At 57.1% G+C, this 10829-nt stretch carries 8 protein-coding genes; 1 reads left to right on the top strand and 7 read right to left on the bottom strand.

Annotated elements, in window-relative coordinates; genetic code table 11:
• The 4 genes from ACR0NM_RS20165 to rpsL all read right to left on the bottom strand — a co-directional run.
• Positions 1–111 (bottom strand): GTP-binding protein (locus tag ACR0NM_RS20165; protein ID WP_170611170.1); only part of this gene is annotated, 111 nt, incomplete at its 3' end.
• A gap of 60 nt (positions 112–171) precedes the next feature.
• Positions 172–2289: an elongation factor G gene (gene fusA / locus ACR0NM_RS20160; RefSeq protein WP_170328783.1), complete on the bottom strand. Its 2118-nt coding sequence runs from the start codon at positions 2287–2289 to the stop codon at positions 172–174.
• An 18-nt stretch (positions 2290–2307) separates the two neighbouring features.
• Positions 2308–2778 carry a 30S ribosomal protein S7 gene (rpsG, locus tag ACR0NM_RS20155; RefSeq protein ID WP_010441203.1) on the bottom strand — a complete coding sequence of 157 codons (471 nt, stop codon included), beginning with the start codon at positions 2776–2778 and terminating at the stop codon, positions 2308–2310.
• A 15-nt stretch (positions 2779–2793) separates the two neighbouring features.
• Positions 2794–3165: a 30S ribosomal protein S12 gene (gene rpsL / locus ACR0NM_RS20150; RefSeq protein WP_005621086.1), complete on the bottom strand. Its 372-nt coding sequence runs from the start codon at positions 3163–3165 to the stop codon at positions 2794–2796.
• A gap of 398 nt (positions 3166–3563) precedes the next feature.
• On the opposite strand from rpsL, the gene ACR0NM_RS20145 reads away from it, so the two are divergent.
• Positions 3564–4379, top strand: a complete 816-nt coding sequence (locus ACR0NM_RS20145; RefSeq protein WP_170611177.1) for a glycosyltransferase — start codon at positions 3564–3566, stop codon at positions 4377–4379.
• On the opposite strand, the gene ACR0NM_RS20140 is transcribed toward ACR0NM_RS20145, so the two are convergent.
• The 3 genes from ACR0NM_RS20140 to rpoC all read right to left on the bottom strand — a co-directional run bounded on the left by ACR0NM_RS20140 (position 4364) and on the right by rpoC (position 10819).
• Positions 4364–5233: a DMT family transporter gene (locus ACR0NM_RS20140; protein ID WP_480616358.1), complete on the bottom strand. Its 870-nt coding sequence runs from the start codon at positions 5231–5233 to the stop codon at positions 4364–4366. The two genes, ACR0NM_RS20145 and ACR0NM_RS20140, sit on opposite strands and share 16 nt — an antisense overlap.
• Positions 5234–5362: 129 nt before the next feature.
• A complete protein-coding gene (locus tag ACR0NM_RS20135; protein WP_480616356.1) occupies positions 5363–6436 on the bottom strand; it encodes a PLP-dependent cysteine synthase family protein in 1074 nt (357 codons plus the stop codon).
• A 141-nt stretch (positions 6437–6577) separates the two neighbouring features.
• Positions 6578–10819, bottom strand: a complete 4242-nt coding sequence (rpoC, locus tag ACR0NM_RS20130) for a DNA-directed RNA polymerase subunit beta' (protein ID WP_170406489.1) — start codon at positions 10817–10819, stop codon at positions 6578–6580.
• Between the last annotated feature and the right edge of the window lie 10 nt (positions 10820–10829).

Here is a 10829-nt window from a genome sequence, read left to right as displayed (position 1 = left end):
ACCGAAATACTTGGTGATTGCTGCGGTCAGCGTGGTCTTGCCGTGGTCAACGTGGCCAATCGTGCCGATGTTGACGTGCGGCTTATTACGCTCAAACTTTTCCTTTGCCATGATGGCCTCCTTTTTCGGTAATGAAGGGAGCCCCTGGCCGGAGCTCCCTCAAATCTTCGCTTATGCGTATTTCGCCTGAATCTCGTCCGAGATGTTCTGCGGAACCGGATCGTAGTGGTCGAACTGCATGGTGAACTGGGCACGGCCCGACGACATCGAACGCAGAGTGTTGATGTAGCCGAACATGTTGGCCAGCGGAACGAACGCATCGATCGCGATTGCGTTGCCGCGCGGTTCCTGACCAGAGACCTGGCCACGACGCGAGGTCAGGTCGCCGATGATACCGCCGGTGTATTCTTCCGGGGTGATCACTTCGACCTTCATGATCGGTTCCAGCAGCTTCGCGCCAGCTTTGCGCATGCCTTCACGCATACACATCCGCGATGCGATTTCGAACGCCAGAACGCTCGAGTCAACGTCGTGGAACTTACCGTCCAGCAGGGCAACCTTGAAGTCGATCACGGGGAAGCCAGCCAGCGGGCCGCTATCCATGACCGAGTTGATGCCTTTTTCAACACCCGGGATGTATTCCTTCGGAACGGCACCACCAACGATGCGGCTTTCGAACGAGTAACCTTCGCCTGCTTCGGTCGGCTGGATCTCCAGCTTGACTTCCGCGAACTGACCCGAACCACCCGACTGTTTCTTGTGGGTGTAGGTGTGCTCGACCGGCATCGAGATGGTTTCGCGATAGGCCACCTGAGGTGCACCGATGTTCGCTTCAACCTTGAACTCGCGCTTCAGACGGTCAACCAGGATGTCCAGGTGAAGTTCGCCCATGCCCTTCATGATGGTCTGACCCGACTCCAGGTCGGTTTCCACGCGGAAGGACGGGTCTTCGGCGGCCAGACGGGCCAGACCCTGGGACATCTTCTCTTGGTCGCCCTTGGTTTTGGGCTCGACCGCGATTTCGATCACCGGGTCGGGGAAGGTCATGGTTTCCAGAACCACCGGATCCTTCGCGTCACACAGAGTGTCGCCGGTGGTGGTGTCTTTCAGACCCGCCAGCGCGATGATGTCGCCTGCAAACGCTTCTTCGATCTCTTCCCGGTTGTTCGAGTGCATCATCATCATACGACCGATGCGCTCTTTCTTACCTTTGGTCGAGTTCAGGATCGAGTCACCCTTGTTCATGGTGCCCGAGTAGATCCGGGTGAAGGTCAGAGAGCCAACGAAGGGGTCGTTCATGATTTTGAACGCCAGACCCGAGAAGGCCATGTCGTCGTCTGCACGACGGGCGATGTCACGAACTTCTTCCTCGTCGCCGGGTTTGAAGCCCATGTAATCGACAACGTCCAGCGGGCTGGGCAGATAGTCGATCACAGCGTTGAGCAGCGGCTGAACGCCTTTGTTCTTGAACGCCGAACCACCCAGAACCGGAACGAACGCGATTTCCAGAGTACCTTTGCGCAGCAGAGCGCGCAGGGTCGGAACGTCGGGCTCATTGCCTTCCAAGTATTCCATCATCGCGTCGTCGTCCATTTCGACGGCCGCTTCGATCATCTTGCCGCGCCATTCGTCAGCCATGTCTTTCAGGCTGTCGCGGATAGGAGCTTTGATCCAGCTTGCGCCCAGATCTTCGCCCTGCCACAGCCACTCTTCCATGGTGACCAGGTCGATCAGACCTTCCAGCTCGGACTCGGCACCGATCGGAATACCAACCGGAACAGCGCGTGCGCCGGTGCGGTCTTCGATCATGTTGACGCAGTTGAAGAAGTCAGCGCCGATCTTGTCCATTTTGTTGACGAAAACCATACGCGGAACCTTGTAGCGGTCAGCCTGACGCCACACGGTTTCGGTCTGGGGCTCAACACCGGCGTTTGCGTCCAGAACGCAGACAGCACCGTCGAGAACCGCCAGCGAACGCTCAACTTCGATGGTGAAGTCAACGTGGCCGGGGGTGTCGATGATGTTCAGGCGGTGCTTAGGAGTTTCTGCGGTCTGACCGTCCTCGGTGCGTTCCCAGAAAGTGGTGGTCGCAGCCGAAGTGATGGTGATGCCGCGTTCCTGCTCCTGCTCCATCCAGTCCATGGTGGCTGCACCATCGTGCACCTCACCGATGTTGTGGGATTTACCAGTGTAATACAGGATACGCTCCGAGCAGGTGGTCTTACCTGCGTCGATGTGCGCCATGATACCGAAGTTACGGTACAGTTCGAGCGGATATTCGCGTGCCATTGGTCTAAGCCTCTCGGATTACCAACGATAATGGCTGAAGGCTTTGTTCGCCTCGGCCATCTTGTGGGTGTCTTCGCGTTTCTTGACGGCAGTACCGCGGGACTGAACGGCGTCCAGCAGCTCGCCTGCAAGGCGCTCTTCCATGGTGTTTTCGTTGCGGCCGCGCGCAGCAGTGATCAGCCAGCGGATGGCCAGTGCTTCGCGGCGCTCAGGGCGCACTTCGACCGGAACCTGATAGGTTGCACCACCAACCCGGCGCGAGCGAACCTCGACCGACGGTTTGATGTTGTCGAGCGCTTCGTGGAACACTTCGACAGGAGCGCGCTTTACCTTGTTCTCAACGCGGTCAAACGCGTTGTAAACGATGCGCTCTGCGACCGACTTCTTGCCGTCGATCATCAGGTTGTTCATGAATTTGGTCAGTACCTTGTCGCCAAATTTGGCGTCAGGCAGGACTTCGCGTTTTTCGGCGGCGTGACGACGTGACATATCAGCCTCTCCTTCTTACTTGGGACGCTTAGCGCCGTATTTCGAACGACGTTGCTTACGATCTTTGACGCCCTGAGTATCCAGAACACCGCGCAGGATGTGGTAACGCACACCGGGAAGGTCTTTTACACGGCCGCCACGGATCAGAACAACCGAGTGTTCCTGCAGGTTGTGGCTTTCACCCGGGATGTACGAGATGACCTCGAACCCGTTGGTCAAGCGCACCTTGGCAACCTTACGCATAGCCGAGTTCGGCTTCTTAGGTGTGGTGGTGTACACGCGGGTGCAAACGCCGCGCTTCTGCGGGCACTGCTCCAGGTGCATGGACTTCGAGCGTTTTACTTTGGGCTGCCGCGGTTTGCGGATCAGCTGTTGAATAGTTGGCATTCCGGTTTCTTCCCCGTTTTGCAACACACATGACATGCACGCGCGTTGCGTGCGGTTAAATTCGCTGCACTCATGCGTCCACAAGCGCAAAACCCGCGAGCGTTCCCATTCCGAGGTGAACGTCGCGGTTTGTTATCAGAGGGCGCGAACGATAAAAGTGTCCGGGCCTTGACCAGTTCATTACTGAAATCGGTTATGGGGCGGCCCCCGGTACCGAGATGTCGCGCGTATTAAGGGGAGTCGGCCCAAGTGTCAACAGCCCAGCGGGAAAGGCGTATTGTACATAAGAGCTCCGGCCGTCTATCAGGAACTAATGGAGATTCCCACTGCGCCGACACATTGCAGCACTTCGGCACCGGATGCATAGTGAACATGCCCTGCAAACCATTGGATGCCCCATGCAAGTCTTTGGCCTGTGCCGATTTTCATTCCCTGCTCTGGGCGATTTCCAGATCGAACATGACACGGTCGCAGATCGGCGCGCCCATCTCTACAACCCTGCTCGTCTGGAAGAGCGGTTCCGCTTGTTCGAATCTGTGACGTTGCCCAGCTTTCGCACGCAGACAGATGGGGACTATCAGCTTCTGGTCGTTGTTGGGGACTGTCTGCCGCGAAAGGCGCTCGACCGGCTTAAGGACCTTACCGCTGACATCAAGCAGGTACGAATTGTCCAAAGACCCGTCGAACCAAGCCATAAACACCGGCAGGTCATGAAACGAATCCTTCAGGAAGCGCGTTCAAACCCGGACCGGCCCTGTCTTCAATTTCGCCATGATGACGACGACAGCATTTCGATTGATTTCATCGAAAGACTGCGCGAGTCCGCCGATGATGTTGCCGGGCTGATTGGAAAAAATCAGGCCATAGGCCTCGATTTCAACAACGGATACCAGGCCAGCTTTGGGCCGAATGGGGTTCGGGCGGCACAAGTCTACAAATCTTTGCTTGGGGTGGGCTTGGGCATGCTTATCGCGGGCGGGTGCGCCCACACGATCATAAGTTTTACCCACAACCGGATCGGGCGTTTCATGCCAGTGGTCAGTTATCCTGATCGCCCGATGTGGATCAGGACATTGAACAACTCCAACGACTCGCCGCGCGCTGAAAAGCAGAAGGCACAGCTTGCGCCGATCACGCCCGAAATCGAGACCGATTTTGCCACGCGTTTCGCGCTAAACCCCGGTTTCGTACGTTTGCCTCACTTCTCCGCCTGACGCGACCGTTCGCGAAACAGAGTGAACATCCCTGCCCCAACTACCAATGCACCACCCAGCATTGTGATCGCGTCCGGCCAGTCACCAAACACAGCCCACCCCAGTCCCAGTGCCCAAAGCAGGCTGGAATAGCGAAATGGCGCAACAAAACCGACTTCGCCCACGCGCATCACCATGACACTGAACAGATAGCCTATCAGAACAAAGACCGCAGCGCTGGCGATCATCGCTCCAGATGCGGTCGAGATCGGCACCCATCCTTCAAACGTGGAGACGATGATCGCTGCCAATGTGATAGTGAGGGATGTCGCCAGTGTTACCACCATAGAAGGTACTTCGGCTGACATTCGGCGAGTGATCAAATCGCGAACTGTAACGGAAGCAACCGCAATCAATGCGTAAATCGCATAGATGCTGAATCCTTCAGGACCGGGCCGAACGATCAACAACATACCGACGAACCCAAGCGCAATTGCAGCAATACGTCTCCATCCAATTACTTCACCGAAGAATAAGGCAGCACCCAAAGTCACGGTCAGCGGCAACGCCTGTAGAACTGCCGTAACGTTGGCAAGCGGCATGTGCATCAGAGCCGTTAAAAAGAAGATGGTCGCCGCCAACTCTGCCAGGCAACGTAATGCGATAAGCCATTTGTCATGGAGGGGAAAATTCAGGTGAAGCGCCCCAAGATAACGGGCCATTATCAACACAAGAACTGTCGCCAAAACTCCGCGCATGGTCACAAGTTGGAACAGAGGCAGATCTTGCCCCACCACTTTCACCAACGCATCATTGACGGTAAAGGCCGCCATGCTGCCCATCATCAGCAGCGCGCCTTTAACGTTAGGACTCATTTAATCAACACCCGGTCTTCAATATATCGCCGTACTCATTGTTCAATCGATCACGAAGTCAATATGCGCCGGACAATCCTGCAGTAATAGTTCCGACGAGCTACACAAACTGTCGACTTTTCAGTCGTTTCATTCTGTCATCTGGGCGGAAGGCGTAGATTTCGAGATCTCGATCTCATCATCCGTCATCTCCTCTTCTACGCCATCAAACAATGGGGTCGAAAGGTAACGCTCGCCCGTATCTGGCAACATTACCAACATGACGGAACCTTCCGGCGCAGTCTCGGCCAGTTTCATCGCGACCGCAAAGGTCGAGCCACCAGAAATACCGGTAAAAATCCCCTCTTCCGCGGCCAAACGGCGCGACCATGCAATACCGTCGCTACCGGGAACGGGAATCAACTCATCATAGTACGAGTTATCAATGGCCTCCTGCAGAACCCACGGAATGAAATCAGGCGTCCAACCCTGTATCGGATGCGGTTCGAAGTTCGGGTGGCTCTCGGTCGGCTGGTGTATTTCATTGCGCGTGTTCACATATCCTGACGACACAATGGCTGCATTGGCAGGCTCGGTCAGGATGATCTTGGTCTCAGGGCGCGCTTTCCTCAGCACCCGGGCCACGCCCGAGACCGTCCCGCCAGTGCCATAGCCCGTAACCCAATAGTCGAGATTCTGCCCATCAAAGTCACCCAAGATTTCCTGCGCGGTGGTATTTTCGTGAATATCGGCGTTGGCTGCGGTTTCAAACTGGCTGGCCAGGAACCAACCGTTCTGCTCGGCCAGTTCCTTAGCTTTTGTATACATGCCGAACCCCTTTTGCGCGCGCGGTGTCAGGACAACTTTTGCCCCCAAAAACCGCATCAGCTTGCGCCGCTCGACCGAGAAACTGTCGGCCATCGTTACAACCAAGGGATAGCCTTTGGCCGCACAGACCATCGCCAGCCCGATACCGGTATTCCCCGAGGTCGCCTCAACTACTGTCTGACCGGGTTTTAAACTACCGTCGCGTTCTGCCGCTTCGATGATGTTGAGGGCAAGGCGATCTTTGACAGAACTGGCCGGGTTAAATGCTTCGAACTTTACATAGACCGTCACGTTTGAGGGCGCGATCCTGTTTATTCGTATGCTTGGCGTGTCTCCGACGGTGTCCAAAATACTGTCATACAGGCGCTTTCGCCCATGCGTTTGACGAGTTGTCATTGCGGCCCCCTCCCTTGTTGACGAAAGCATGCCACAAACCGGGTCACATTAGTAACTATCTTTGTGAGAGTTCGCCTCGGAGCGCTCACAACAAGAAAGGCCCCGCGAGATCGCGGGGCCTTTCTTAGTTATTGAGGGTGCCTATTCGCGGCTTTCCGGTGTTTCCACCAGAACGTCCAGCTCATCACCGACCATGTCGTCGTCGAAGGTCGGAGCGGCCAGAGCAGCGGCCGCTTCGGCCTCTTCCCGGCGGGCTTCGATAACCACGTTGTCGCGCGACTGCGCGATGTGGCGGACGGCCTGAGTGGCCCCACCGGTCCCGGCGGGGATCAGACGACCAACGATTACGTTCTCTTTCAGGCCAACCAGCTTGTCTTTCTTGCCCTGAACCGAGGCTTCGGTCAGCACGCGGGTGGTTTCCTGGAACGACGCCGCGGAGATGAACGAACGCGTCTGCAGCGAAGCTTTGGTGATCCCCAGAAGGATCGGCTCACCCTGAGCCGGACGACCGCCACGCGAGATAGTCTTCTCGTTGGCTGCGTCGAACTCTTGCTTGTCGACATGTTCGCCTTTCAGCAGGGTGGTGTCACCTGAATCCAGGATCTCCCACTTCTGCAGCATCTGGCGCACGATGACCTCGATGTGCTTGTCGTTGATCTTAACGCCCTGCAAGCGGTAGACGTCCTGCACCTCGTCGATCATGTAATCCGCCAGCGCTTCGACACCCATAATCGACAGGATGTCATGCGGAGCCGGGTTACCGTCCATCAGGTATTCACCCTTCTGGATGAAGTCCCCTTCGGCGACCGGGATGTGCTTGCCCTTGGGTACCATGTATTCGATGGTCTCCATGGACTCGTCAGCCGGTTCGATGCTGATGCGGCGCTTGTTCTTGTAGTCGCGGCCAAAGCGCACGTAACCATCGGCTTCTGCGATGATCGCGTGATCTTTCGGACGACGGGCTTCGAACAGTTCGGCCACACGTGGCAGACCACCGGTGATGTCCTTGGTCTTGGCGCCTTCACGCGGGATACGCGCAACAACGTCACCGGCTTCGATGGTCTGACCATCTTCGACGGACAGGATCGCATCCACCGACATCGGATAGTGAACCGGGTTGCCCGCATCGTTGCGGACCGGCTCGCCATCTTCACCGACCAGAATGATCTCGGGCTTGAGGTCGCTGCCTTTGGGGGCCGCGCGCCAGTCGATCACGATCTTCTGGGTCATGCCGGTTGCATCGTCGGTCTCATCCCGGACCGCAAGGCCCGAAACAAGGTCGACATATTTCGCGGTACCGGCTTTCTCGGCGATGATCGGCAGGGTGTAGGGATCCCATTCGAACAGCTTGTCGCCACGAGCAACCTTGGTGCCGTCCTTGACGAACAGCTTGGAGCCATAGCCCAGCTTGTGGCTGGCACGCTCTTCGCCGTGTTCGTCGCTGATCACCAGCTTCATGTTCCGGCCCATAACGAGGCTTTCGCCTGCGGCATTGACCAGAATCTGCGGGTTCTCGAAGGAAACGACGCCTTCCTGGCTGGCTTCCTGGAACGACTGCTGACCACCTTGCGCAACACCACCGATGTGGAAAGTACGCATCGTCAGCTGCGTACCGGGTTCACCAATGGACTGCGCGGCGATGATGCCGACAGCCTCACCTGTGTTCACCATGGTGCCGCGTGCAAGGTCACGACCGTAGCAGGTGGCGCAGACGCCTTCCTCGGACTCACAGGTCAGAGGCGAGCGGATGCGCATCGACGCAACACCAGCTTCGTCAATGGTGTCCGCCATGCGTTCGTCGATCAACTGACCAGCGGCCACGATCACCTCATCCGTGCCCGGACGCAGAACATCGTCAGCCGCCACACGACCCAGCACACGTTCGGCCAGCGAGGCAACAACCTCACCGTCATTCACGGCGGCTTCGGCTGTGATCGCACGCTCAGTACCACAGTCGATCTCGCGAACGATGCAGTCCTGTGCGACGTCTACCAGACGACGGGTCAGGTAACCCGAGTTCGCCGTCTTCAGAGCGGTATCCGACAGACCCTTACGGGCACCGTGGGTCGAGTTGAAGTACTCGAGAACGGTCAGACCTTCTTTAAAGTTCGAGATAATCGGCGTCTCGATGATGTCACCGTTCGGCTTGGCCATCAGGCCGCGCATACCGCCCAGCTGTTTCATCTGAGTGACCGAGCCACGCGCACCCGAGTGGGCCATCATGTAGACCGAGTTCGGCTCCTGATCCGACCCGTCTTCGGCCTTGGCAACGTCAGAGATGGTGCTCATCATCGCTTCGGTGACGCGGTCGTTACACTTCGACCAGGCATCAACAACTTTGTTGTACTTTTCGCCCTGAGTGATCAGGCCGTCCATGTACTGCTGTTCAAAGTCCTTCACCTGACCGCGGGTGTCATCAACGATGCCCCACTTGTCATCCGGGATGACCATGTCGTCCTTGCCGAACGAGATGCCCGCCTTGAACGCTTCTTTGAAGCCCATCGACATGATCTGGTCACAGAAGATAACCGACTCTTTCTGACCGCAGTAACGGTAGACGGTGTCGATCACCTGCTGCACTTCTTTCTTCCGCAGCAGGCGGTTGACCAGCTCGAACGGGGCTTTGTTGTTCATCGGCAGCAATGCACCCAGACGCAGACGGCCCGGAGTGGTTTCATAGCGCTTCTGAACTTCGTTGCCTTCGTCGTCGATCTGCGTGATCCGCGCGGTGATTTTCGAGTGCAGATGCACCTCACCCGCGTCCAGCGCGTGCTGAACTTCTTCGATCGAGCCAAAGACCTTGCCTTCGCCCGGCATGCCTTCGCGTTCCAGGGTCACGTAGTACAGACCCAGGATCATATCCTGCGACGGAACGATGATCGGTGCACCGTTTGCAGGCGACAGAACGTTGTTCGTCGACATCATCAGAACACGCGCTTCCAGCTGCGCCTCAAGGCTTAGCGGGACGTGAACGGCCATCTGGTCCCCGTCGAAGTCGGCGTTAAAGGCCGAGCAGACCAGCGGGTGCAGCTGGATGGCTTTACCTTCGATGAGAACCGGCTCGAACGCCTGAATGCCAAGACGGTGCAGCGTCGGCGCACGGTTCAGCATGACAGGGTGTTCGCGGATCACCTCGTCGAGGATATCCCACACTTCGGGACGCTCTTTCTCGACCAGTTTCTTCGCCTGTTTGACAGTCGAAGACAGACCCTTGGCTTCAAGGCGCGAGTAGATGAACGGCTTGAACAGCTCCAGCGCCATCTTCTTTGGCAGACCACACTGGTGCAGTTTGAGTTCCGGACCGGTCACGATGACCGAACGGCCCGAGAAGTCGACGCGCTTACCCAGAAGGTTCTGACGGAAGCGACCCTGCTTACCTTTCAGCATGTCCGACAGCGATTTCAGCGGGCGCTTGTTGGCGCCGGTGATTACGCGACCACGACGGCCGTTGTCGAACAGAGCGTCAACGGATTCCTGCAGCATCCGCTTTTCGTTGCGGACGATGATGTCAGGCGCGCGCAGTTCGATCAGACGCTTCAGACGGTTGTTCCGGTTGATGACGCGGCGATACAGATCGTTCAGATCCGAGGTCGCGAACCGGCCACCATCCAGCGGAACCAGCGGACGCAGTTCCGGCGGAATGACCGGGATCACGGTCATGACCATCCACTCAGGCCGGTTGCCCGACTCGAGGAAGGATTCGACAACCTTCAGACGCTTGATGATCTTTTTGGGCTTCAACTCGCCGGTTGCTTCGGCCAGATCAGCGCGCAGCTGCTCGGCTTCGGCTTCCAGATCGATCTGGGCCAGCATCTCACGGATAGCTTCGGCACCAATGTTCGCGGTGAACGCGTCCATGCCATAGGCATCCTGCGCGTCCATGTACTCTTCTTCAGTCAGCATCTGGCCGTAGGTCAGGTCGGTCAGACCGGGCTCGATGACGACATAGTTTTCAAAGTACAGAACGCGTTCCAGATCGCGCAGCGTCATGTCCAGCATCAGACCGATGCGGGACGGCAGCGATTTCAGGAACCAGATATGTGCGACGGGCGCAGCCAGTTCGATGTGGCCCATACGCTCGCGGCGGACTTTCTGCAGGGTGACTTCCACACCGCATTTTTCGCAGACTACGCCGCGATACTTCATCCGCTTATATTTGCCGCACAGACATTCGTAGTCTTTGATCGGGCCAAAGATACGCGCACAGAACAGACCGTCACGCTCGGGCTTGAACGTGCGGTAGTTGATGGTTTCGGGTTTCTTGATCTCACCATAGGACCAAGACAGGATCCGTTCAGGGCTGGCCAGCGAAACCTTGATCTCGTCAAAGACTTTCGGCGGTGTCAGCGGGTTGAACGGGTTGTTGGTGATTTCCTGGTTCATTTTGATACCT

The sequence above is a fragment of the Ruegeria sp. AF2 genome, from assembly GCF_056542025.1.
The sequence above is the reverse complement of the archived record's forward strand: the minus strand, read 5'-3'. Positions and strand labels throughout refer to the sequence as shown.

Excerpts from the sequence above, each read along its gene's own strand:
- ACR0NM_RS20145 (WP_170611177.1), top strand. The coding sequence starts at position 3,564 with ATGCAAGTCTTTGGCCTGTGCCGATTTTCATTCCCTGCTCTGGGCGAT.
- rpoC (WP_170406489.1), bottom strand. The coding sequence starts at position 10,819 with ATGAACCAGGAAATCACCAACAACCCGTTCAACCCGCTGACACCGCCG.
- fusA (WP_170328783.1), bottom strand. The coding sequence starts at position 2,289 with ATGGCACGCGAATATCCGCTCGAACTGTACCGTAACTTCGGTATCATG.
- ACR0NM_RS20135 (WP_480616356.1), bottom strand. The coding sequence starts at position 6,436 with ATGACAACTCGTCAAACGCATGGGCGAAAGCGCCTGTATGACAGTATT.
- ACR0NM_RS20140 (WP_480616358.1), bottom strand. The coding sequence starts at position 5,233 with ATGAGTCCTAACGTTAAAGGCGCGCTGCTGATGATGGGCAGCATGGCG.
- rpsL (WP_005621086.1), bottom strand. The coding sequence starts at position 3,165 with ATGCCAACTATTCAACAGCTGATCCGCAAACCGCGGCAGCCCAAAGTA.
- rpsG (WP_010441203.1), bottom strand. The coding sequence starts at position 2,778 with ATGTCACGTCGTCACGCCGCCGAAAAACGCGAAGTCCTGCCTGACGCC.